The 21474-nt window shown below is 56.1% G+C and carries 20 protein-coding genes; 7 read left to right on the top strand and 13 right to left on the bottom strand.

Going from position 1 to position 21474, the window contains the following annotated elements; genetic code table 11:
• The first annotated feature begins 65 nt into the window (after nt 1-65).
• From nadC to hofC, 4 genes are all read left to right on the top strand, one after another.
• Nucleotides 66-959 carry a carboxylating nicotinate-nucleotide diphosphorylase gene (gene nadC, locus AOY23_RS03125; protein ID WP_054178457.1) on the top strand — a complete coding sequence of 298 codons (894 nt, stop codon included), beginning with the start codon at nt 66-68 and terminating at the stop codon, nt 957-959.
• Between the two features lie 191 nt (nt 960-1150).
• A complete protein-coding gene (gene ppdD, locus AOY23_RS03120; RefSeq protein WP_054178373.1) occupies nt 1151-1588 on the top strand; it encodes a prepilin peptidase-dependent pilin in 438 nt (145 codons plus the stop codon).
• A gap of 11 nt (nt 1589-1599) precedes the next feature.
• Nucleotides 1600-2985 (top strand): type II secretion system protein GspE, encoded by a 1386-nt coding sequence (gspE, locus tag AOY23_RS03115; RefSeq protein ID WP_054178372.1) that lies wholly within the window; start codon nt 1600-1602, stop codon nt 2983-2985.
• Nucleotides 2975-4177, top strand: coding sequence for a protein transport protein HofC (hofC, locus tag AOY23_RS03110; RefSeq protein ID WP_054178371.1), 1203 nt, complete (start codon nt 2975-2977; stop codon nt 4175-4177). The genes gspE and hofC overlap by 11 nt, the downstream gene beginning before the upstream one ends.
• A 35-nt stretch (nt 4178-4212) precedes the next feature.
• On the opposite strand, the gene AOY23_RS03105 is transcribed toward hofC, so the two are convergent.
• Nucleotides 4213-5256 carry a GMP reductase gene (locus AOY23_RS03105; protein ID WP_054178370.1) on the bottom strand — a complete coding sequence of 348 codons (1044 nt, stop codon included), beginning with the start codon at nt 5254-5256 and terminating at the stop codon, nt 4213-4215.
• A 228-nt stretch (nt 5257-5484) separates the two neighbouring features.
• Between AOY23_RS03105 and coaE the strand changes: the two genes are divergently transcribed.
• From coaE to yacG, 3 genes are read left to right on the top strand one after another with little or no spacing between them, the layout of a single operon-like run.
• Nucleotides 5485-6105 carry a dephospho-CoA kinase gene (gene coaE, locus AOY23_RS03100; protein WP_054178369.1) on the top strand — a complete coding sequence of 207 codons (621 nt, stop codon included), beginning with the start codon at nt 5485-5487 and terminating at the stop codon, nt 6103-6105.
• Nucleotides 6105-6848, top strand: coding sequence for a cell division protein ZapD (gene zapD, locus AOY23_RS03095; protein ID WP_054178368.1), 744 nt, complete (start codon nt 6105-6107; stop codon nt 6846-6848). Before coaE ends, zapD begins: the two co-directional genes overlap by 1 nt.
• Nucleotides 6849-6857: 9 nt before the next feature.
• Nucleotides 6858-7052 carry a DNA gyrase inhibitor YacG gene (yacG, locus tag AOY23_RS03090; RefSeq protein ID WP_054178367.1) on the top strand — a complete coding sequence of 65 codons (195 nt, stop codon included), beginning with the start codon at nt 6858-6860 and terminating at the stop codon, nt 7050-7052.
• On the opposite strand, the gene mutT is transcribed toward yacG, so the two are convergent.
• The 12 genes from mutT to murD all read right to left on the bottom strand — a co-directional run bounded on the left by mutT (nt 7049) and on the right by murD (nt 21473).
• The gene (gene mutT / locus AOY23_RS03085) at nt 7049-7441 is read right to left on the bottom strand and encodes an 8-oxo-dGTP diphosphatase MutT (protein ID WP_054178366.1); all 393 of its coding nucleotides are present in this window, start codon (nt 7439-7441) and stop codon (nt 7049-7051) included. The genes yacG and mutT overlap by 4 nt on opposite strands.
• Before the next feature lie 58 nt (nt 7442-7499).
• Nucleotides 7500-10205, bottom strand: coding sequence for a preprotein translocase subunit SecA (gene secA, locus AOY23_RS03080; RefSeq protein ID WP_054178365.1), 2706 nt, complete (start codon nt 10203-10205; stop codon nt 7500-7502).
• 61 nt (nt 10206-10266) lie between these two features.
• Nucleotides 10267-10773, bottom strand: coding sequence for a secA translation cis-regulator SecM (secM, locus tag AOY23_RS03075; RefSeq protein WP_072170905.1), 507 nt, complete (start codon nt 10771-10773; stop codon nt 10267-10269).
• 263 nt (nt 10774-11036) lie between these two features.
• On the bottom strand, nt 11037-11954 hold the full coding sequence (gene lpxC, locus AOY23_RS03070) for a UDP-3-O-acyl-N-acetylglucosamine deacetylase (RefSeq protein ID WP_054178364.1): 918 nt from the start codon (nt 11952-11954) through the stop codon (nt 11037-11039).
• Nucleotides 11955-12054: 100 nt separating this feature from the next.
• Complete coding sequence (gene ftsZ, locus AOY23_RS03065) at nt 12055-13206, bottom strand: cell division protein FtsZ (protein ID WP_038155625.1); 1152 nt, start codon at nt 13204-13206, stop codon at nt 12055-12057.
• Nucleotides 13207-13314: 108 nt separating this feature from the next.
• A complete protein-coding gene (gene ftsA, locus AOY23_RS03060) occupies nt 13315-14571 on the bottom strand; it encodes a cell division protein FtsA (protein ID WP_049849838.1) in 1257 nt (418 codons plus the stop codon).
• Nucleotides 14568-15401 (bottom strand): cell division protein FtsQ, encoded by an 834-nt coding sequence (ftsQ, locus tag AOY23_RS03055; RefSeq protein ID WP_054178363.1) that lies wholly within the window; start codon nt 15399-15401, stop codon nt 14568-14570. The genes ftsA and ftsQ overlap by 4 nt, the downstream gene beginning before the upstream one ends.
• A gap of 1 nt (nt 15402) precedes the next feature.
• On the bottom strand, nt 15403-16323 hold the full coding sequence (locus tag AOY23_RS03050) for a D-alanine--D-alanine ligase (RefSeq protein ID WP_054178362.1): 921 nt from the start codon (nt 16321-16323) through the stop codon (nt 15403-15405).
• Nucleotides 16316-17791 carry a UDP-N-acetylmuramate--L-alanine ligase gene (gene murC / locus AOY23_RS03045; protein ID WP_054178361.1) on the bottom strand — a complete coding sequence of 492 codons (1476 nt, stop codon included), beginning with the start codon at nt 17789-17791 and terminating at the stop codon, nt 16316-16318. Before murC ends, AOY23_RS03050 begins: the two co-directional genes overlap by 8 nt.
• Nucleotides 17792-17848: 57 nt before the next feature.
• Entirely contained in the window at nt 17849-18916 is a 1068-nt protein-coding gene (murG, locus tag AOY23_RS03040) for an undecaprenyldiphospho-muramoylpentapeptide beta-N-acetylglucosaminyltransferase (protein WP_054178360.1), read from the bottom strand.
• Nucleotides 18913-20157: a cell division protein FtsW gene (ftsW, locus tag AOY23_RS03035; protein ID WP_054178359.1), complete on the bottom strand. Its 1245-nt coding sequence runs from the start codon at nt 20155-20157 to the stop codon at nt 18913-18915. The genes murG and ftsW overlap by 4 nt, the downstream gene beginning before the upstream one ends.
• Entirely contained in the window at nt 20157-21473 is a 1317-nt protein-coding gene (murD, locus tag AOY23_RS03030) for a UDP-N-acetylmuramoyl-L-alanine--D-glutamate ligase (protein ID WP_054178358.1), read from the bottom strand. Before murD ends, ftsW begins: the two co-directional genes overlap by 1 nt.
• Nucleotide 21474 lies beyond the last annotated feature (1 nt).

The following is a 21474-nucleotide window of genomic DNA, read 5'->3' as shown; positions in this document are numbered from 1 at the left end:
ACTGATACCCGGTTCAGAGTAGCATGTTTCAATCTTATGATTCGTTACCATTTTGGAGTTTTATCATGCCGCCTCGCCGCTATAACCCCGAGCAACGACGTGACGCGCTGCTCGAACGCATCAATCGTGATATTCCCGCCGCTGTCGCCCTGGCCCTGCGTGAAGATTTAGGGGGAGAGGTGGATGCCAGTAACGATATTACCGCGCAGTTATTGCCGGAAAACACGCCTGCGCATGCGGTGGTGATCACCCGTGAAGAGGGCATTTTCTGCGGCAAGCGCTGGGTGGAAGAGGTCTTTCTCCAGCTTGCTGGCGATGAGGTCTCCATTACCTGGCATGTGGCGGATGGCGATCATATCACCGTCAACCAGCCGCTGTTTGAGTTGCAGGGCCCGGCGCGCGTCCTGCTGACCGGTGAACGTACATCGCTCAATTTTGTGCAAACCCTCTCCGGCGTTGCCAGCGAGGTTCGCCGCTATGTCACCCTGCTGGAAGGTACCAGAACGCAGTTGCTCGACACGCGAAAAACATTGCCTGGGCTGCGTACCGCACTGAAATATGCCGTGCTGTGCGGCGGTGGTGCCAACCACCGTCTGGGGCTGTCAGATGCCTTCCTGATCAAAGAAAACCACATCATCGCCTCGGGCTCTGTTCGTCAGGCTATCGAGAAAGCCTTCTGGCTGCACCCGGATGTGCCGGTGGAAGTGGAAGTCGAAACGCTGGATGAACTAAGCGATGCGCTGAAAGCGGGCGCGGATATCATCATGCTGGATAACTTCACCACCGAACAGATGCGAGCCGCGGTGAAGCTGACCAACGGCCAGGCGCGCCTGGAAGTCTCCGGCAATGTGACTTTCGAAACGTTGCGTGAATTTGCTGAAACCGGCGTGGATTACATCTCCGTCGGCGCGCTGACCAAACACATCCGCGCGCTCGATCTCTCCATGCGGTTTAAATAATCCCGCCATCGCGTCCCCTCTCCACCAGGGAGGGGATGCCCGCTCCGTTCTTCGATCCTCCTCGTATTTTTTCGCAACCCCACTGCACACCCGAAAAAAACGCGGAATCCGCTGTCCTGTTTTTTATTTTGCCCGTCGCACCGGTGCGCTGTTGCTGACAGAGTGGCGACGACAAAAAACAGGAGCAGCGTATGAGCAGACAACATGGATTCACGTTAATTGAACTGATGGTGGTGATTGGCATTATTGCCATTCTCAGCGCCATCGGTATTCCGGCGTATCAGAACTACCTGCGCAAGGCGGCATTGACCGACATGCTGCAGGTGTTTATCCCCTATCGCACCGCCATCGAGCTTTGCGCGCTGGATCACGGTGGCATTTCCGGCTGCGACGGCAGTACAAACGGTATTCCCTCGCCCGCTACCAGCCGCTATGTCTCTGCCATGAGCGTTGCGCAGGGCGTCGTCACGCTCAGCGGACAGGAGAGTCTTAACGGCCTCACCGTGGTGATGACCCCGCGCTGGGATAACGCCAATGGTATTACTGGCTGGCAACGTGTCTGCGATGTACAGAACGACGGTGCGTTGCAGCAGGCGTGTGAAGATGTCTTCCGCTTTGACGCGCAGTAAAAGGAGTTGCCATGAAACAGGAACAGCTGGACGCGCTGTGCAAACGTCACGAAGCGGTGCTGCTGGGCAGCAACGAGCGAATGCTCAGCATCGCCGTGGTAGAAAACCCCTCGCCGGAACTGGTCGAAGCCCTGCGGTTCGCCACACAAAAGCGGGTCGATATTGAATGCTGGAGCCAGGAGCAGATGGATAAGCATCTGCAGATGGCCTCGCAAACCCGGCTTCCGGCGGTCACCGACGAAGGCGGCAATGCCGTTGAACTGATCAATCAAACGCTGGAGCAGGCGCTGATACAACGGGCCTCTGATATTCACTTTGAGCCGGACGACGACCACCTGCGCATTCGCCTGCGGGTCGATGGCGTACTGCATACGCTCCCGCGCGTTCCCGCCTCACTGGCGCCGACGCTCATTGCGCGCCTGAAAGTGCTGGGAAATCTGGACATCGCTGAGCGGCGTTTACCGCAGGACGGGCAGTTCACTGTGACGCTGTCCGGAAAAGCGCTCGCTTTTCGCATCGCGACGCTACCCTGTCGCAGTGGCGAAAAAATCGTGCTGCGTTTGCTGCATCGCCAGGAGCAGGCACTGGATCTTCAGGCCTCTGGGATGTCGCCCGCGCAGTTGACGATGTTCACGCAGGCGCTGGAGAACCCGCAGGGGTTAATCCTGGTGACCGGCCCCACGGGGAGCGGTAAAACCGTGACGCTGTACAGCGCGTTGCAGCAGCGCAATACCCCGGACGTGAATATTTGTAGCGTCGAAGATCCCGTGGAAATTCCCATTGCCGGGCTGAACCAGACCCAGATCAACCCGCGCGCGGGCCTCACGTTTCAGAGTGTGCTGCGCGCCCTGCTCCGCCAGGATCCGGATATCGTCATGGTGGGGGAAATTCGCGATGGCGAAACCGCGGAGATTGCCATTAACGCCGCGCAAACCGGGCATCTGGTGCTGTCGACGCTGCATACCAACTCCACCAGCGAAACCCTGATCCGTCTGCAACAGATGGGCATTGCGCCGTGGATGATCTCATCAGCCCTGTTGCTGGTCGTGGCGCAACGACTGGTGCGCAAGCTATGCCCGTACTGCCGCACGCCAGCGCCCGACACCATCACGCTGCCCGCAACGCTCTGGCCTCGACCGCTCCCTCACTGGCAGGCTCCGGGCTGCGAACGCTGCTACCACGGCTACTATGGCCGGATGGCGCTGTTCGAGCTGTTGCCTGCCAGCCCTGAAATGCGCCAGTTGATTGCAACCGGCGCAACAACCTCTGACATTGAACAACAGGCACGCCACGCTGGAATGACCACCCTGTGGGAGAGCGGCTGTCAGGCGGTTGAGCAGGGATTAACCTCCATGGAGGAACTGCTACGCGTGCTGGGCATGCCACATGCAGAATAACCCGCTCTGGCGCTGGCGTGGCCTCAATGCCGAGGGTGAAAGCGCCAGCGGCACGCTATGGGCGGCACATCGCACAGCGGTGTTGTTTGAGCTACAGGCGAGGCAAATCACGCCACTGGATGTCACGCGCTGTCGCGTGAACACTGCGCACTGGAACACCCAACGCAGCACGGAAATCGTCGCACAACTGGCAACGCTGTTGCAGGCAGGGCTGTCGCTGTCCGAAGGACTGACATTACTGGCAGAACAGCACCCCAGCGCGCAGTGGCAGGCGTTGTTGTTCGCCCTGGCTGAGGAATTACGCCAGGGCATCGCTTTCTCAGAGGCATTAAAACAGTGGTCAGCCGTCTTCCCTCCGCTGTTTGTGTCGATGATCCATACCGGTGAGCTGACCGGAAAACTGGATGTGTGCTGCCTGCATCTCGCCGCGCAACAGAATGCGCAGCATCAGCTGGCACTGAAGGTCAAAAAAGCGCTGCGTTACCCGCTGATTGTGCTGTCGGTGGCGTTGCTGGTGGTGATGGCGATGCTGTGGTTTGTGCTACCTGAATTTGCTGCTATTTACCAGACGTTTAATACGCCGCTCCCTGCGCTGACGCGCGGCGTCATGGCGACGGCGAATCTGCTGCATCAGGGATTACTCCCACTGCTGGTTTGCCTGTTCATCCTCTTTTTTCTGGCAAAGCGATATCGCCACCATGCCCGCTGGCAGCGTTTTCGCCAGAAACAATTGCTGCGTATCCCGGTGGCGGGTGCGCTGGTGCGAGGGCAAAAACTCAGTCAGATTTTCACTGTGCTGTCGCTGACGCAAAACGCCGGTATTGCGTTTTTGCAGGGGCTGGAGAGCGTCGAGGAAACGCTGGAAAACGGCTGGTGGCGGGAGATCCTTCAGGATGCACGGCTGGCGATTACACACGGTAATCCCATCTGGCAGGCGCTCGAAAAAACGTCCGCGTTTACGCCGCTGTGCCTGCAACTGGTCAGAACCGGTGAAGCCTCGGGTTCGCTGGATCGCATGCTCGATAATCTTTCTCGCTATCATCGCCAAAAAACAGAACAACTGGCGGATGACCTGGCAATGTTACTGGAGCCGGTGATGCTGTTAGTGACAGGGATAATTATCGGGACGCTGGTGATCGCCATGTATTTGCCCGTCTTCCACCTGGGGGATGCGATTAGCGGAATGGGCTAGAGAAAGGCTGGCGCAGAACACGCCAGCCATTGTGCTTACAGACTGTTGAACACGCGGTTCTCTTGTTCCTGAACGCGGATAAAGGTGGTGCGTTTGGTCAGCTCTTTCAGGCGTGAAGCCCCGACGTAAGTACAGGCGGAACGCAGACCGCCGAGAATGTCGCGCGCGGTGTTTTCTACCGGGCCACGCAGCGGCAATTTCACGGTTTTACCTTCTGCGGCACGGTACCCTGCCACGCCACCAACATGACGCTTCATCGCGGACTCAGAACTCATGCCGTAGAACAGCATGAATTTCTCGCCATTTTCTTCGACGATGCTGCCGCCGCTCTCTTCATGACCAGCCAGCATGCCGCCGAGCATGACGAAGTCCGCACCGCCGCCGAAGGCTTTCGCCACGTCACCTGGCATAGTACAACCGCCATCGCTGACGATCATGCCGCCCAGACCGTGCGCCGCATCAGCACATTCGATCACCGCAGAAAGCTGCGGATAACCCACGCCGGTTTTGACACGCGTGGTACAGACCGAGCCCGGGCCGATGCCGACTTTCACAATATCAGCGCCGGAAAGGATCAGCTCTTCACACATTTCGCCGGTCACCACGTTGCCCGCGCAAATGGTTTTTGTCGGCCACGCCTGACGCGCTTTCGACACAAACTGCACGAAATGCTCGGAATAACCATTGGCGACATCAATACAAACGAAATTCAGTTGTGGGTTCTGATCGAGAATCTGTTGGGTCTTCTCGAAATCAGCATCGGAAGTGCCGGTGGAAACCATGACGTGTTTCAGCACCTTCTCTGAGGTTTCCTGAACAAACGCGTTCCACTCATCGACGCTGTAGTGCTTATGCACCGCGGTGAGAATATCGAACTCCGCCAGCGCGGCCGCCATGGAAAAAGTGCCCACGGAATCCATGTTCGCTGCGATGATTGGCACGCCAGACCAGCGCTGACCGGAATGCTTAAAGGTAAATTCGCGTTCCAGCTCAACATCGGAACGGCTTTTGAGGGTAGAACGTTTCGGGCGGATAAGAACGTCTTTAAAACCCAATTTCAGATCTTCTTCAATACGCATGTGCGGATTCCTGGGGTTAGAGGCAAAAATGAACTAAGCACAACTCCAGTGACGTTATCATACGCAGTAATCAGGGCTTCGCAAGACTGCGATTTTCACTTTTTTTACGCTACAATCCTATAAATTTACCTGGCGAAAGGTGTTGTTAACACTCGCCATCTGAGGTGAAGGCGGCATTCTTTTTAACCAATTGATTTGTGTGGCTTATTAATCCAGCAAAAGGGTCTTATGAAGTATACGGTAGCGTTAACCGGCGGCATCGGCAGTGGCAAGAGTACGGTGGCAGAGGCGTTTTCTCGCCTCGGGGTTAACGTTATTGATGCAGATATTATCGCCCGCCAGGTGGTGGAGCCCGGAACACCCGCGCTGAAAGCCATCGCAGAACACTTTGGTTCACACATGTTGACCGCCGACGGTGTTCTGGATCGTCGTGCGTTACGCGAGCGCGTGTTTGCGCACCCGGACGATAAACGCTGGCTTAATGCACTGCTGCACCCGCTGATCCAGCAGGAAACCCAGCGTCAGCGGGAAAAAGCCACCTCGCCGTATGTGCTCTGGGTTGTTCCTCTCTTTGTTGAAAACCGGCTTTTTGATAAAGCCGACCGTGTTCTGGTGGTGGATGTCACGCCTGAGACACAGATTTTCCGCACCATGCAGCGCGATAATGTTACGCGAGAGCATGCGGAGCATATTCTTGCCGCTCAGGCCTCGCGTGAAGCGCGACTCGCCGCGGCCGACGATATTATTGATAACAATGGCGCACCAGATGCGATTGCATCGGATGTTGCCCGTCTGCATGCGCACTATTTACAGTATGCGCGTCAGGCTGTTTTACAGGAAAAATCGTAATGCACACCCACGTCCTTTTTGAACATCCTCTTAACGAAAAGATGCGTACCTGGCTGCGTATAGAATTTTTAATTCAGCAACTGGAAAGCTCGCTGCACATTGACGATCACGCCAGTGCGCTGCATTTTTTCCGCAATGCCGGTGATCTGCTGGACGTATTTGAGCGTGGCGACGTCCGTACGGACCTGCTGAAAGAGCTGGAGCGACAGCAGCGAAAACTGCAGGCGTGGGTGGAAGTGCCTGGTGTGGATCAAAACCGCATTGAGGCGTTGCGTCAGCAACTGAAAGGCTGCGGCGCCATTTTAATGTCCGCCCCGCGCATGGGGCAGATACTGCGTGAAGACCGGCTGATTGGCCTCGTCCGCCAGCGCCTGAGCATTCCCGGCGGCTGTTGTAGTTTCGATCTCCCGACGCTGCATATCTGGCTGCATACCTCGCAACAACAACGCGACGCCCAGGTGCAACGCTGGATGGACAGCCTGCAACCGCTGAATCAGGCGCTGACGCTCATTCTTGATCTCATCCGCAACTCCGCCCCGTTTCGCAAGCAAACCAGCCTGAATGGTTTCTTTCAGGATAACGGCGACGATGCCGATCTTTTACGGTTGCAACTGGCGCTGGATGATCAGCTTTATCCGCAAATTTCCGGCCACAAGAGCCGTTTTGCGATTCGTTTTTTACCACTGGACAGTGAAAATGGCCTCGTGCCTGAGCGTCTGGATTTTGAACTGGCCTGTTGCTAAGGAGCGTGCATGTCTGAAGAAACTATTGTTGATTGCCCGACCTGCGGCAAAGCTGTTATCTGGAATGAACAGAGCACATTCCGCCCCTTCTGTTCCAAACGTTGTCAGTTAATTGATTTAGGCGAGTGGGCCGCGGAAGAGAAAAGGATCCCCAGCAGCGGGGACCTGTCTGAAAGTGATGACTGGAGCGAGCAGCAGAACTAAGCCTGCGCAATCAGTTTTGCGATAACCGGTTCGTTGGCAGGCGGAAACGCGTCTGCCAGCAACGCTTTCTGCGCCACCCAGCGACCGGGTTGCCCCTCTTTTCCCCAGGGTTCGCCCTGCCAGCTTTCCACCAGCCAGAACCACAGCGTGATGTGTCTGTCAGGGAACTGATATTCCAGCTTATCGAAGAGCACCGGCATCGCGGCGTCAATGCCGACTTCTTCCGCCAGTTCGCGTACGACCGCCTGTTCCGGCGTTTCGCCCTCCTCAATTTTACCGCCGGGAAACTCCCATTTATTGGCCATGTGAGCATCCGCGGCACGCTGAGTAATAAATATTTCGCCCTGCGGATTGCGAATGATCCCCACGGCAATTTGCAGTTTTTTCATATCGTCTTTCCATAAAAAAGGCGCAGATGTCTGCGCCTTTGTGCTTTTATCAGAAACCTTAGCTCAGACGGCCATGGCACTGTTTGTATTTTTTACCAGAGCCACACGGGCAGGGATCGTTACGACCCACTTTGCGATCACCTGTTTGCGCAGCGATCGCCGCGGCGGCGGCGGTGTCGTCATTCTGATGGCTCAGTTGCTGCATCTGCGCCAGACGCTCGGCTTCTTCACGACGCTGTTGCTCCATCGCTTCGACTTCTTCCGGCATGCGCACCTGCACTTTACACAGGGTGCTGATCACTTCGTATTTCAGTGATTCCAGCATCGCCGCAAACATGGAGAAGGATTCACGCTTGTATTCCTGCTTCGGATCTTTCTGCGCGTAACCACGCAGGTGAATGCCCTGACGCAGGTAATCCATCGCCGCCAGGTGTTCTTTCCACAGGGAATCCAGCGTCTGTAGCATCACGCCTTTTTCAAAGTGACGCATCATCTCAGCGCCTACCACTTCTTCTTTACGCTGATAAACGTCGATGGCGCTTTGCAAAATACGCTCGCGCAGCGTTTCTTCGTGCAGTTCCGGCTCTTTGTCCAGCCAGTCGGAGATCGGCAGGTCGAGATCGAAGTCGTTTTTCAGGCGTTCCTGCAGGCCAGGAACATCCCACATTTCTTCCAGCGACTGCGGCGGAATATGCGCGTCGATAGTGGCTTTGAAGACATCTTCGCGAATGCTGTTGATAGTTTCGCTAACGTCGCTCACGTCCAGCAGTTCGTTACGCTGAGTGTAAATCGCGCGACGCTGGTCGTTCGCCACATCATCATATTCCAGCAGTTGTTTACGGATGTCGAAGTTGCGGCTTTCCACTTTACGCTGTGCGTTGGCGATGGCCTTCGTCACCCACGGGTGTTCGATAGCTTCGCCCGGTTTCATCCCCAGTTTACGCATCATGCCGGAAACACGGTCAGAGGCGAAAATACGCATCAGCGCATCTTCCATGGAGAGATAGAAACGCGAAGAACCAGCATCGCCCTGACGACCGGAACGACCGCGCAGCTGGTTGTCGATACGACGGGATTCGTGACGCTCGGTCCCGATGATATGCAGACCACCCGCTTTCAGCACCGCTTCATGGCGAACCTGCCAGTCCGCTTTAACCTGTTCAATCTGTTCCGGCGTTGGATCTTCCAGCGCGGCCAGTTCTGCCTGCAGGCTACCACCCAGCACGATATCGGTACCACGCCCCGCCATGTTGGTGGCGATGGTGACGGTTGCCGGGAAGCCCGCCTGCGCGACAATTTCTGCCTCGCTGGCGTGGAATTTGGCGTTCAGGACGTTGTGCTTGATGCCTGCTTTATCGAGTTCTCGCGATACCAGCTCCGATTTTTCAATCGAGATGGTACCCACCAGAACCGGCTGACCGCTGGCGGTACGCTCTTTGATATCTTCAATGATTGCCTGAATTTTTTCCGCTTCGGTCATATAGACCAGATCCGCCATATCTTTACGGATCATCGGGCGGTTGGTCGGCACGACGACAGTATCCAGCTTATAAATGGAGCTGAATTCAAACGCTTCGGTGTCTGCGGTACCGGTCATCCCCGCCAGTTTTTCATACAGACGGAAGTAGTTCTGGAAAGTGATGGAGGCCAGCGTCTGGTTTTCGTTCTGGATCTCCACGCCTTCTTTGGCTTCAACCGCCTGGTGTAAACCATCGGACCAGCGACGACCCTGCATAGTACGACCGGTGTGCTCGTCGACGATGATGACTTCGCCGTCTTTAACGATGTAATCCACGTCGCGGGTGAACAGCGCATGGGCGCGCAGTGCGGCGGTAACGTGATGCATCAGCATGATGTTGCCCGGCGAATACAGGGATTCACCTTCATCCATGATGCCTTCGTTCACCAGCAGTTCTTCGATCAGCACCAGACCACGTTCGGTCAGGTTAACCTGGCGCGCTTTCTCATCCACAGAGTAGTGGCCGTCGCCCTGGAAGGTGTCGGAGTCTTCTTTCTCCTGACGAACCAGGTGCGGAATGATTTTGTTCACTTTACGGTACAGCTCAGAGCTGTCTTCCGCCGGGCCAGAGATGATCAGCGGCGTACGCGCTTCATCGATGAGAATGGAGTCCACCTCATCCACCAGCGCATAGTGAAGTTTACGTTGTACACGCTCTTCCGGGCTGAACGCCATGTTGTCGCGCAGGTAGTCGAACCCGTATTCATTGTTGGTACCGTAGGTGATGTCTGCCGCGTAAGCTTCGCGTTTTGCCGGGGCTGGCATACCTGGCAGGTTGATGCCAACGGTCATGCCGAGGAATTCAAACAGCGGACGGTTGTTTTCGGCGTCACGTTGCGCCAGATAGTCGTTGACGGTCACCACGTGAACGCCTTTGCCGGACAGCGCGTTGAGGTACGCAGGCAGCGTCGCGGTCAGGGTTTTACCTTCACCGGTACGCATTTCCGCGATGCAACGATCGTTCAGCACCATGCCGCCCAGCAGCTGGACGTCGAAGTGACGCATGCCAAACACGCGCTTACTGGCTTCACGTACCACGGCAAAGGCTTCAGGGATCAGGCTTTCAACGCTTTCGCCTTTCTCCAGACGGGCACGGAATTCAGCCGTTTTGCCTTTCAGTTCGTCGTCGGAAAGTTTTTCGAATTCCGGCTCCATCGCGTTGATTTGAATCACCGCTTTGCGCATGCGGCGCAGAGTACGGTCGTTACGACTGCCGAAAACTTTAGTCAATAATTTGATTAGCATAATAAAATCTCAAACGCCCCGCGCTGCGGAGCCAAAAAAATGTCGTTAAGGTATCCGTTTTTTAGCTGAGGCGTTGAGGTCCGGCGCGGATGCCCTGTACCTGGCTTATCCAGGCGGCAACGTAGAATGCGGAAGGGAAAGCGTGAGTATTACGGGCAACCTGCTTAACAATAACCGGCGGTTTGCGCTCCTGCGTCAGCATCGCGCTGAGCGTGTCGAGCAACGCCAGATGTTGCGCCTGCTGAAGCGGAGATGCCTCTTCAGCGCTGGGTAAAACCTGAGGCGCCATCGCAAAAGAGAGATGGCGGATCACCGTCCGGATGGCGTGCTGGTGCCAGTAGTCGACGGTAAATGTCGGGCGACGGTTCGCTTCCAGCAACGCGAGCTGGGTGAAATTGACCGTTGCCGAAGCGTTATGGTTGCTGGCGGAGGTGTTTGCGGGCGCAGTGGTTTCTGCATTCGCACTGAGCGCAGGCAGGCCGAAACTCGCCGCGACCATCCCCAACAGGAGATGCGGCCAGAAATATCGTCTACCCAACTGTCGCCAGCGCGTCAGTATTCCGCTCACTTACGTCGTCACCTTTGATGTAAACCAACACCATGAAAATTTTTGCGCATAAATCTTACCATTATTAGACGAGCACAGCAGCAGGAATGAAAGATAACGCGCTGTTAAAATGGTTAAGAAACCAGCGAACGCATCAAATCAGCGGGTTAGCGAAGTGAGTTTTTCGCGAAAGCGACGAAACAGGAATTGCAGAAATAAAAAACGACTGGTTTCCTGACCGGAGAGAGTGCCAGGTTGCCAGTCGAATTTTTGTATGGTCAGGCTTACGCCAGAACCATTGAAGGTGCTTTGAATGCCAGCGGCAGTTCAGCTTCGTCTTCGTAGGTCACATATTCCCAGGCTTCCTGTTTTGCCAGGACGGCCTGCAGAAGTTTGTTGTTCAGTGCGTGACCTGATTTGTACGCCGTGAATGCACCGATGATATTGTGACCACACATGAACAGGTCGCCAATCGCATCCAGCATTTTGTGACGGACAAATTCATCTTCGAAGCGAAGACCGTCTTCGTTCAGTACGCGATAATCGTCAACAACGATGGCACAATCGAAGCTGCCGCCCAGGGCAAGGCCGCGGGACTGCAGATATTCGATATCACGCATGAAACCGAAGGTACGTGCACGGCTAATCTGGCGCATGAACGCATCCGCAGAGAAGTTCATGACATAACGCTGGTTGCTGGCATCAATCGCCGGATGGTTAAAATCGATGGTAAAGTCCAGCGAAAAACCATTGAACGGTTTGAATTCAGCCCATTTGTCGCCATCTTCAACGCGAACGGTTTCTTTAATACGCACAAATTTCTTGGCGCAGTTCAGTTCATCGATGCCGGCATCCAGCAGCAGATAAACGAACGGTGCAGCACTGCCGTCCATGATCGGGATTTCCGGCGCATCAACTTCAACAATGATGTTGTCGATGCCCAGACCCGCCAGCGCGGCATTCAGGTGCTCAACCGTAGAAATCCGTACGTCATGCTCATTAACCAGGCAAGTACAGAGCATGGTATCACGCACAGATTTGGCATCAGCCGGAAAATCTACCGGTGGATTCAAGTCAGTGCGACGATAGATGACCCCGGTATTTGCCGGCGCAGGGCGTAACGTCAGCGAGACTTTCTTGCCGGTATGTAAACCGACGCCAGTCGCCTGAACGATACGTTTAAGTGTCCTTTGTTTGATCATCGTTTAATCTCGCCAAATTAACTATCCAACCGAAGTGTACACCACATTCGGCAGGGCAGTTTAGCACAAAGAGCGCAGATTCCCAAATTCCAGCCGATTCTTAGTCAGCTTGCTTGCGCAGGAACGCCGGGATATCCAAATAGTCCGGTTCTTTAGTGGTTTGCGGCGTATTGTCGTTCACCACTTTTGCGGCCGGTTTCTGCTCTTGCGTCAACGGTGACATACCGTGCTGCTGGTAGCGATCCATCACCGGCTGCTGTGACTGTTTGTTCGTCACCAGCGTAATTTCCGGACGCTTGTCCATACCGATACCGGTCGCCACCACAGTCACGCGCAGTTCGTCGTTCATGTCCGGATCCAGAGAGGTACCGATAACCACGGTCGCGTTATCCGAGGCAAACGCACGGATAGTGTTACCCACGGTTTCGAACTCATCCAGACGCAGGTCGAAGCCCGCCGTGATGTTGACCAGAACGCCACGTGCGCCAGACAGATCGATATCTTCCAGCAGCGGAGAAGAGATAGCCATTTCAGCCGCTTCTTCCGCACGGTCTTCACCGCTCGCCACGCCGGAGCCCATCATCGCGTAGCCCATTTCGGACATCACGGTGCGGACGTCTGCGAAGTCGACGTTCATCAGACCCGGACGGGTAATCAGCTCGGCGATACCCTGCACCGCGCCTTTCAGCACGTCGTTCGCCGCGCCAAACGCGTCAAGCAGGGAGATACCGCGACCCAGCACTTTCAGCAGTTTGTCGTTCGGGATGGTGATCAGCGAGTCCACGTGTTTGGACAGCTCGGTGATACCCTGCTCCGCGAATGCCATGCGCTTTTTGCCTTCAAAATTGAACGGCTTGGTCACCACAGCAACGGTCAGAATACCCAAATCTTTCGCCACTTCGGCGACAACCGGTGCAGCACCCGTACCGGTACCACCGCCCATACCTGCAGCGATGAACACCATGTCGGCGCCTTCCAGTGCCGTACGTAACGCTTCACGATCTTCTTCAGCCGCATTGCGACCGACTTCCGGGTTAGCCCCGGCGCCCAGACCTTTAGTGATGCCACCACCGATCTGAATCGTCTGGCCTACCGCGGTTTTACGCAGTGCCTGCGCGTCAGTGTTGACTGCAAAGAATTCAACACCTTCAATGCGCTCGCGCACCATGTGTTCGACAGCATTACCGCCGCCGCCACCGACGCCGATGACTTTAATCACCGCGTCGTTGGTCAGTTCCATAGGTTCAAACATAGTTTCTCTCCGTCTTATACACTGCCTCTTTCAGGCAACCTGAAAGACTGGTGTATTGTGCCTGTTGTCGCCTGAGACCGCTAATTTTCTGCGCTCTCTTTAAAAAAATTAAAACTCTTTGCGCAGCCACGAGTTCAGTCGTTTGATCCACGACCCCACCGTGACGCGTTTTTCCACTTCCGCTTCACCACTGAGATGAGACTCCTTCCCGTAGTGCAGCAGGCCCACCGCCGTTGAGTAATACGGCTCCTGAGCGTAATCCGTTAAGCCGGTGATGTTCAGCGGCGCGCCGATACGCACCTGGGTGTGAAACACCCGCTGAGCACAAGCGGCAAGACCTTCAATCTGCGCCGCGCCACCGGTAAGGACAATCCCCGCCGCCAGGTGATGTTTTACCCCTTGCTGGCGAAGCTGTTCCTGTAACTGCAAAATTTCTTCGTTCACCAGGTTCAACAACTCGGTGTAACGCGGTTCGATAACCTCTGCCAGCGTCTGACGCTGCAGGCTGCGCGGCGGGCGTCCGCCCACGCTCGGCACTTCGACGCTTTCGTCTTTGCCGACAATCGACCCCAGCGCGCAACCATGGCGCACTTTAATTGCTTCTGCGTCGCTCGGCGGCGTACCAAACGCATACGCGATATCGCTGGTCACCACGTTCCCTGCGTAGGGAATCACTTTGGTGTGACGCAGCGCGCCGCCAGTATATACGGCAATGTCCATAGTACCACCGCCGATATCGACCACGCAGACCCCTAATTCACGCTCATCTTCCGTCAGGACGGAGTAGCTTGAGGCAAGGCCTGCAAAAATAAGTTGGTCAACTTTCAGACCACAACGTTCCACAGCTTTGACAATGTTTTTCGCCATATCGTTGTGACATGTGATCAGGTGCACTTTTGCCTGCATGCGCACGCCTGATAAGCCAACCGGGTTTTTAATCCCTTCCTGATAGTCGATCGCGTATTCCTGCGGAATCACGTGGAGCACACGGTGCTCATCACGAACACGCACGGATTTCGCGGTGTGGACGACGTTTTCCACGTCTTCCTGCGTCACTTCCTCTTCGGAAATCGGCACCATCCCGATTTCATTCTGACAGCTTATATGCTTACCCGAAAGCGCCAGATAGACGGAGGAAATCTGGCAATCCGCCATCAGTTCAGCCTGGTCAATGGCGCGCTGTACGCACTTCACCACGGATTCCAGGTCATTTACCCCGCCTTTATCCATACCGCGGGAAGGACAACTGCCCACCCCAATGATATTAACCATACCGTCGGGCAGAACTTCCCCTACTAAAGCGGCAACTTTCGCGGTGCCAATCTCCAGTCCAACTACCAGTTTTCTGTCCGTCGCCTTGATCATTGTTGTTCTGCCTGTGCCTGTGCCTGATTCTGTGGTTGATTCGCATCCTCAACGGGAGCAGGTTCCCAACCCACCGCCGCGCCCGAGTCATAACGCAAATCAACGTAGCTTATCCGTTTTCCATCGGTCTGCGCCTGCTGTTGTAATACCGGATAAAGTTCCACAAAGCGCTGAAGACGTTTCATTGTGTCGCCTCGTCCCAGGTTGAGCCGAATATCGTTACTCAGCGTCAACTGCCAGGAGCGGCGCGCGGTCATCGCCGCCATCTTGAGAACGAACTTCTCCTTCGCCAGCACTTGTCCCATATCACGGTATCCCTGAAGCACTTCGCTTTCGCTGCCCTCAGGGCCATACAACATCGGCAAATTTTGTTTACTGGTACGATCTGCCGGTACGCTGAAAGAGTTCCCTTCTGCGTCGACCATATGTTGATCATTCCAACGTGCAATTGGCACATATTCAACCAGATGAATCTTCAATTCGTCCGGCCACTGCTTTCTGACGCTTGCCTGCTTGATCCACGGCAGGCGTTCAATCTGGCTCTGGATGATATTCACGTCCTGCGTCATAAAGGTGCCAGGTGAGCCCAGCGCCAGAATCGACTGGCGAATATCATCATTGCGCGTGTAGTGACGATCGCCTGTCACCACCAGCTTCGACAACGGTAACCGTTGCGCATCGTCCATCCAGCCCAGCACCATCCAGCCGCTCACTAACACGGTACACAACACCGTCAGCAGGAAGATAATCCCTGCAAGACGCGTTCCATTATTGCGTCGTGAAGAGGGTTCCTCTTCCCGGTTCCGCGTATTCAGCGCAGCCTGCGACATATCACCCCGCCAGGTCCAGTATCCGTACAACTAACTGCGAGAAGCTCATTCCTGCCTGACGTGCAGCCATCGGCACAAGACTATGGCTGGTCATTCCTGGCGAGGTATTGGCTTCCAGCAGGTAAAACTGGCCGTCATTATCCTGCATGACGTCAATTCGCCCCCAACCACGACAGCCGAGGACATCCCAGGCTTTCGCGACCAGTGACTGCATTTCCGTCTCCTGCGCCGGATCTTCTACACCAGGGCAGAAATATTTTGTCTCATCAGAGAGATACTTCGCCTCATAATCATAGAAGGTTCCTGCTGGCTGGATGCGAATTGACGGTAAAATTTCATCACCAAGCACCGCAACGGTAAATTCCGGTCCGCTTAGCCATTTTTCGATCAATACTTCGTCATCGTGCTGAAAAGCCAGCGCTAATGCCTCATGCAATTTATCGCTTTCGTTGACTTTCGACATGCCGACGCTGGAGCCTTCACGGCTCGGTTTAACAATCAGTGGCAGACCGAGCGCAGTAATTTGCTGTTTGACGTCATCCGCTAATCCATTCGCAAATTCACTGCGGGTCAGCGCCACCCACGGCGGCACCGGTAAACCCGCGCCCTGCCACAACAGTTTGCTGCGCAGCTTATCCATCGAGATAGCGGAAGCCATCACGCCGCTGCCGGTATAAGGCATGCCAATAAGTTCCAGCAAGCCCTGTAATGTTCCATCTTCGCCGCCGCGCCCGTGCAGCGCAATAAACACTTTCTGAAACCCCATATTTTTCAGCAGGGTAACATCCACCTCTCGCGGATCGACCGGGTGCGCATCAATACCCGCTTCGCGAAGTCCGGCGAGCACGGCAGCGCCGGAGTTGAGCGAAACCTCACGTTCCGCCGAGGCGCCGCCCAGCAGGACTGCGATCTTATCAGTCATGATGCGCTTCCTCCCGTGTTTGCGGCTGCAGTTTGATTTCAGCTAAGTTACGCGCGATTTTGCCGACATTTCCCGCACCCTGCACCAGAATCAGGTCGTTGCCCGTCAGTACCGGTGCTAACATTTCGGCGACCAGCGCCGGGTCTGAGACCAGGATCGGGTCAACTTTACCGCGACCACGGATCGTACGGCACAGCGAGCGGCTGTCCGCTCCCGGAATCGGCGCTTCGCCCGCCGGGTAAACGTCGAGCATCAGCAGCGCGTCAACCTGCGTCAGCACGTTGGCGAAATCGTCATACAGATCGCGCGTACGCGTGAAACGGTGCGGCTGAAACAGCATCACCAGATTTTTATCCGGCCAGCCCGCGCGGGCGGCTTTGATCGTTGCATCGACTTCCGTCGGGTGATGACCGTAATCATCCACCAGCATTGCCGTGCCACTCTTACCGTTCACTTCCGCGAGCGGGAATTCGCCGAGGAAATCAAAGCGACGCCCGGTGCCCTGGAAACTGGCCATGGCGCGCAAAATCGCGTCATCGTCGATCCCTTCTTCCGTCGCCACCGCGACCGCCGCCGCCGCGTTCAGCGCGTTATGGCGGCCCGGCGCATTCAGCATGACGCGCAGATTGTCTTTTTCGTGACGCACCAGGGTGAAATGCACCTGCGCGCCAATCTGCTGATAATCTTCCACACGCACATCGGCGTCTTCGCTGAACCCGTAGGTGGTGACCTGACGGCCAACACGCGGTTGCAGTTCGCGGATCACCGGATCATCAACACACATCACCGCACGGCCATAAAACGGCAGGTTGTGCAGGAAGTTGATAAACGTCTGCTTCAGGTTTTCGAAGTCACCCTGGTAGGTATCCATGTGGTCGGCTTCGATGTTGGTCACAATGGCGACCATCGGTTGCAGATGCAGGAACGACGCATCACTCTCATCCGCTTCCGCAATCAGATAACGGCTGCTGCCCAGGCGCGCATGCACGCCTGCCGCTTTCACCAGCCCGCCGTTGACAAATGTCGGATCGAGCCCGGCTTCGGCATAAATACTGGCCACCATCGCGGTGGTGGTGGTTTTACCGTGGGTACCGGCAATCGCGATACCGTGACGAAAACGCATCAGTTCCGCCAGCATCTCAGCACGACGGATCACCGGGATGCGGGCTTCGTGCGCCGCCACAATCTCCGGGTTATCGGCAGCAATCGCCGTAGAAACCACCACTACGCTCGCATCACGCACGTTTTCCGGGCGATGGTTGAAATAAATCGTGGCGCCTAACGCCGCCAACTGTTGCGTAACCGGGTTTGGCGCCAGATCAGAACCGCTGATCTGATAACCTTCATTGGCCAACACTTCGGCAATACCACCCATGCCAGCACCGCCGATGCCAACGAAGTGGATATGCCGGACGCGACGCATCTCGGGCACAATGGAACGCAGTTTCGCCAGTTGTTGTGTATTCATTCTTTAAACGCCATCAACTACTCAAAAATTCGTGCAGCGCAACACGCGCTGCGAGGGTTAAGCCTGAGCAACCAGGCTCACTTCTTTCGCCACCCGTTCGGTGGCATCCGGGATCGCTGCCGCGCGTGCGCGTTCAGCCATCACCAGTAATGTTTTTCTGTCCCAGCCTGCGAGAGTGGTCGCAACCGCGTCCACCGTAAACTGCGGCTGTTCGAAAATCTTCGCGGCACCCGCTTTTTCCAGCGGCAACGCATTCCAGTACTGCTGCCGGTCTTTGTGCTGGAAAGGCACAAACAGCGCCGGGAGACCTGCAGCCGCGATTTCGCTGACGGTCAGCGCACCGGAACGGCAAACCACGACGTCCGCCCAGGCATACGCCGCTGCCATATCATCGATAAATTCAGTCACTTTATGCTGTGGCTGCCCGGCATCGACATAAGCCTGCTCAACAGTCTGCTGCGCGCCTTTGCCGCTCTGGTGCCAGACGGTAATGCTGTCGCCGAGTTTCGCCGCCACCTGTGGCATCGTCTGGTTAAGCACACGCGCGCCCTGAGAGCCGCCGACTACAAGCACACGAATCGGGCCATCACGCCCCGGCAGACGCTGTTCCGGCAACGGTAGCGCCAGCACATCGACACGCACCGGGTTGCCGACAACATCAGCATTCGGGAAAGCGCCAGGAAACGCCTGCATCACTTTCTTCGCGATTTTCGCCAGCCATTTGTTCGTCAGGCCAGCAATGCCGTTTTGTTCGTGCAGGACGACAGGAATGCCCAGCGACCACGCCGCCAGACCGCCCGGGCCAGAGACATAACCGCCCATACCCAGCACCACGTCGGGTTTGAAGCGTTTCATGATCGCCCGCGCCTGTCGCCAGGCATTGAAAATGCGGACCGGAGCCAGTAACTGCGCTTTAACGCCTTTACCGCGCAGGCCAGTAATGCGGATAAAATCGATCCCGATACCGTGTTTAGGCACTAAATCCGCTTCCATACGGTCAGCGGTTCCCAGCCAGCGCACCTGCCAGCCCTGATCCATTAAATGGTGCGCGACCGCCAGCCCCGGGAACACGTGTCCGCCGGTACCGCCCGCCATCACCATCAACCGCTTTGCCTGACCACTCATCGAACACCCCGCGTAAACGCCTGAGCCTTTTCCAGACGCGTTTCATAATCAATGCGCAGCAAAAACATGATTGCTGTCGACATAATCAACAAACTCGAACCACCGTAACTGATCAGCGGCAGCGTCAGACCTTTGGTCGGCAACATCCCCGCTGCCGCACCGACGTTCACTAACGCCTGAAAACTGAACCAGATACCGATAGAACAGGCGAGGAAACCCGCAAAACGTTGGTTAATCTCCAGTGCTTTTCGCCCGATGGACATCGCACGAAAAGCGACGAAGAATACCATTAAAAGTGCAAGTACCACACCGATATAACCTAATTCCTCGCCGATAATGGCGAAGATGAAGTCAGTATGCGCTTCCGGCAGATACTCCAGTTTCTGTACGGAGTTCCCCAGCCCCTGCCCCCACATTTCGCCACGGCCAAACGCCATCAGCGACTGGGTGAGCTGATAACCGCTGCCGAACGGATCTTCCCACGGGTTCCAGAAGGAGGTCACGCGGCGGATACGGTACGGCTCGGCGAGGATCAGCAGCACTACCGCCGAAAGCCCCATGCCGATAATGGCAATGAACTGCCACAGCTTGGCGCCCGCCAGGAACAGCATCGCCAACGTGGTGACGAACAGCACCACCACGGTACCGAGGTCCGGCTGGGCCAGCAGCAGGATCGCCAGCACAAAAATCACCCCCATCGGTTTTAAGAAGCCGCGAAGGTTGTTACGTACTTCGTCAGCCTTACGCACCAGATAGTTGGCGATATAACAAAACAGCGACAGCTTGGTAAATTCCGCAGGCTGAATGCGCAGCGGGCCAATCGCTATCCAGCGTGACGCCCCGTTAACCGAACTCCCGACAACCAGTACGATAAGCAGCATCACAATAGACAGAATGAGCATGGTGGTGCTGTGACGCTGCCAGAACTCCATCGGCAGGCGCAGAGTAATCAGCCCCAGGCACAGCGCCAGAATCAGGTACAGGCCATCACGTTTGGCGAACAGGAACGGATCGTTCGCCAGACGCTGCCCCACCGGCATCGACGCCGAAGTCACCATGATAAAGCCGATAGCCCCGAGCCCCAGCGTCAGCCACAGCAGCGTGCGGTCGTACATGACCAGACTGTCGGTGTCTTTATCGCGCGAGCCCATCACCCAGCCTTTTAACGCGTTGAACACCCAGACCAGAATTCCTGATCCAGGCAGTCGCGGCATTCTCAGGCGAGGGAGAGATAAGCGCATCAGCCTAACTCCTTCGCCAGGCGCGTAAATTCATCGCCACGCTGCTCAAAATTTTTGAACTGATCGAGACTGGCGCAGGCCGGAGACAGAAGCACCATGTCACCCGCCTTAACCTGCGGTGCTATCAGACGCATCGCCTGTTCCATGGTATCGGTCTGCGTCGCAATCTCAGGACGCAGCGCTGCCAGCTCGCCGCCATCACGGCCAAAGCAATACAGGCGAACGTTATCGCCGCCGAGGTACTGTTTCAGCGCGCTGAAATCAGCGGATTTACCATCGCCGCCCAGCAGCAGATGCAGCGTACCGTCAACATGCAGGCCATTCAGCGCCGCTTCGGTACTGCCGACATTGGTCGCTTTGGAGTCGTTAATCCAGCGCACACCGTTATGTTCCAGCGCCACCTGGAAACGGTGTGGCAGACCGGTGAACGTCGTCAGTGCTTTCAGACTGCTGGCGCGCGGTAAGCCGACGGCATCCGCCAGCGCCAGCGCTGCCAGCGCATTGCTGTAGTTATGCTGCCCGGAGAGTTTCATCTCTTTCACGTTCAGCACTTTTTCACCTTTCACCCGCAGCCAGGTTTCGCCCTGCTGACGGTTCAGGTGATAGTCACCCATATTGACGCCAAAGCTGACGCAACGCTCATCGGCGCCGCGTATCGGCATGGTTAGCGCGTCGTCGGCGTTCACCACGCACACGCTGGCATTTTCATAGACACGCAATTTCGCCGCGCGATACTGCTGCAGACCAAACGGATAGCGATCCATATGATCTTCTGTGACGTTCAGAATGGTTGCCGCGGCTGCCTGCAGACTGGTGGTGGTTTCCAGCTGGAAACTGGACAGCTCCAGCACGTACAGTTCACGGGTGACATCCAGCAGCATCAGGGCCGGAAGACCAATGTTACCGCCCACGCCAACGTTCACGCCCGCTGCTTTCGCCATTTCACCGACCAGCGTCGTAACGGTGCTCTTGCCGTTCGATCCGGTGATCGCCACGATCGGCGCCTGCGCTTCGCGGCAGAACAGTTCGATATCACCGACGATCTCCACGCCCGCTTCCGCCGCGGCGATCAGAGATGGATGCGCCAGCGCGATCCCGGGACTTGCCACGATCAGATCGGCGTCCATCAGCCAGTTGTCGTTCAGGCTGCCGGTATGATGTTCAATCTCTTCCGGCAGTTTATCGAGACCAGGCGGCGTCATACGGGTATCCATGACGCGTGGCGTAACGCCCTGCGAGAGGAAAAAATCGACGCAGGAAAGTCCGGTCAATCCGAGACCGATAATGACGACTTTTTTGCCCTGGTAATCTGCCATG

The sequence above is a fragment of the Trabulsiella odontotermitis genome, assembly GCF_001297775.1.
In the GTDB taxonomy this organism is placed as follows: domain Bacteria; phylum Pseudomonadota; class Gammaproteobacteria; order Enterobacterales; family Enterobacteriaceae; genus Trabulsiella; species Trabulsiella odontotermitis.
This window is presented reverse-complemented; position numbering and strand designations above follow the sequence as displayed.

Bases quoted from the DNA above. Each gene is read 5' to 3' on its own strand.
- nadC (WP_054178457.1), top strand. From the start codon at position 66: ATGCCGCCTCGCCGCTATAACCCCGAGCAACGACGTGACGCGCTGCTC.
- ppdD (WP_054178373.1), top strand. From the start codon at position 1,151: ATGAGCAGACAACATGGATTCACGTTAATTGAACTGATGGTGGTGATT.
- gspE (WP_054178372.1), top strand. From the start codon at position 1,600: ATGAAACAGGAACAGCTGGACGCGCTGTGCAAACGTCACGAAGCGGTG.
- hofC (WP_054178371.1), top strand. From the start codon at position 2,975: ATGCAGAATAACCCGCTCTGGCGCTGGCGTGGCCTCAATGCCGAGGGT.
- AOY23_RS03105 (WP_054178370.1), bottom strand. From the start codon at position 5,256: ATGCGTATTGAAGAAGATCTGAAATTGGGTTTTAAAGACGTTCTTATC.
- coaE (WP_054178369.1), top strand. From the start codon at position 5,485: ATGAAGTATACGGTAGCGTTAACCGGCGGCATCGGCAGTGGCAAGAGT.
- zapD (WP_054178368.1), top strand. From the start codon at position 6,105: ATGCACACCCACGTCCTTTTTGAACATCCTCTTAACGAAAAGATGCGT.
- yacG (WP_054178367.1), top strand. From the start codon at position 6,858: ATGTCTGAAGAAACTATTGTTGATTGCCCGACCTGCGGCAAAGCTGTT.
- mutT (WP_054178366.1), bottom strand. From the start codon at position 7,441: ATGAAAAAACTGCAAATTGCCGTGGGGATCATTCGCAATCCGCAGGGC.
- secA (WP_054178365.1), bottom strand. From the start codon at position 10,205: ATGCTAATCAAATTATTGACTAAAGTTTTCGGCAGTCGTAACGACCGT.
- lpxC (WP_054178364.1), bottom strand. From the start codon at position 11,954: ATGATCAAACAAAGGACACTTAAACGTATCGTTCAGGCGACTGGCGTC.
- ftsZ (WP_038155625.1), bottom strand. From the start codon at position 13,206: ATGTTTGAACCTATGGAACTGACCAACGACGCGGTGATTAAAGTCATC.
- ftsA (WP_049849838.1), bottom strand. From the start codon at position 14,571: ATGATCAAGGCGACGGACAGAAAACTGGTAGTTGGACTGGAGATTGGC.
- ftsQ (WP_054178363.1), bottom strand. From the start codon at position 15,401: ATGTCGCAGGCTGCGCTGAATACGCGGAACCGGGAAGAGGAACCCTCT.
- AOY23_RS03050 (WP_054178362.1), bottom strand. From the start codon at position 16,323: ATGACTGATAAGATCGCAGTCCTGCTGGGCGGCGCCTCGGCGGAACGT.
- murC (WP_054178361.1), bottom strand. From the start codon at position 17,791: ATGAATACACAACAACTGGCGAAACTGCGTTCCATTGTGCCCGAGATG.
- murG (WP_054178360.1), bottom strand. From the start codon at position 18,916: ATGAGTGGTCAGGCAAAGCGGTTGATGGTGATGGCGGGCGGTACCGGC.
- ftsW (WP_054178359.1), bottom strand. From the start codon at position 20,157: ATGCGCTTATCTCTCCCTCGCCTGAGAATGCCGCGACTGCCTGGATCA.
- murD (WP_054178358.1), bottom strand. From the start codon at position 21,473: ATGGCAGATTACCAGGGCAAAAAAGTCGTCATTATCGGTCTCGGATTG.